The 1,341-nt window shown below is 61.9% G+C and carries 1 protein-coding gene; it reads right to left on the bottom strand.

Annotation, left to right across the window (positions count from 1 at the left end; all coding sequences use genetic code 11):
• Positions 1–19 precede the first annotated feature (19 nt).
• A complete protein-coding gene (locus EKH80_RS23685; RefSeq protein ID WP_126687255.1) occupies positions 20–1,222 on the bottom strand; it encodes an IS4 family transposase in 1,203 nt (400 codons plus the stop codon).
• Between the last annotated feature and the right edge of the window lie 119 nt (positions 1,223–1,341).

Below are 1,341 nucleotides of genomic sequence, written 5' to 3' on the forward strand. Positions count from 1 at the left end.
CTGAGGTTTCCCCACGAATTCATAGTGGCGCACACATCTGATCGGCCACCGATGTTGGCAATTCTCGCAGTCGCATCAGCCACTGCGATATTCGCTCCATCGGCCAATCTCTGACGAGTGCTTCCCGACCAGTGCGCACCACGGAGTAAAGCCTTCGGAGGGCAGGCACGGGTGACAACCAGCGTGCGATGCCCGTCGACTCGCTGGCCAGACCTGCCAGCCAACTAGCAAAGGTGGCCAGGGTATTCACCAGCAACAGGATCTCGATGCGCTTGCCCACGCGCGTCAAGCTGTCTTCGAAGCCCTGACCGTAGCGGTGCGACTTCAGATCGCGGAACGACGACTCGATCTGCATGCGGCGCGCGTACAGCATGACCAGTTGACGGGCATGAAGCTCCAGCGAAGGTGAGGCGACTAGCAGCCAAGGCTCGCCTTCGCGTGCCGCCGATTTGCGGCTGTGCTTGCTGCGCACAACCTTGCCGTTGAGGTTGCGGTGTTTGCGCCCCTTGGCCTTCTTGCGATAGAGCACGATACGGCAAACCCAAGGATTATCCCGCACGGCATCCATTAGCCCCATATCCTTCGGCACATTGCCGCCCAGTTCGTACAACGCACGGGAGGGCACCCAGTCGTGCTTCCCGTGAACCTCGACCGGTTTGACCAAGGTGTTGTGACGCAACCGCCCCAGCCAGTACCAGCCCAGCTTGTCCACGGCGCGAAACCACGGGCTGCGGAAGCCGGCGTCCGTCACCAGGATGGGTGTGGCCGATGCCGGTACGATCTGTTTCAGGCGTTGCAAGAACCGCTGCTCCGCGACCGGTGAGCCGGCCTGCACTCCGGGGAACACCATGTCCAATATGGGCAGCGTGCGCCCTCCCACCGGAACCGCCGCACGCAGCAGGCACCACGCTTTGTCTGCCTTCAAATCCGACCAGTCGATCACGATCACAGGTCGCTCGCCGCGCAATAGCCACTGCGCCATGCTGGCGTACACGCGTTCCCGTTCAGCGTGCAGGTGCCGGTTGCTGAGCAAGCGATCAAATGCCTTCAATGGCGCACGCACGCGCTCCGCCCCCGGCCAACTACGGGCCACGTCCATCAGCGTCAAACGACGCCCTGCCAACAGCGCTTCCACGGCATGCAACAGCACGCGGGAGCGGGCGGCGTGCATCGTTCGTAGGCCATCGGACAGACACTTCTGCAATACTCCACTGGCGCGCATGGTCCGTAGCCTTCGTTGGTTTCGTCGCCTTGAAGACTGCGCCATGCGCGCACCTCTTTCCATCATCGAACAACGCCAAGCGATTGATCTGGCTACATCATTCGTGGGGAAACCTCAGG

It is taken from the genome of Dyella choica (genome assembly GCF_003977665.1).
In the GTDB taxonomy this organism is placed as follows: domain Bacteria; phylum Pseudomonadota; class Gammaproteobacteria; order Xanthomonadales; family Rhodanobacteraceae; genus Dyella_B; species Dyella_B choica.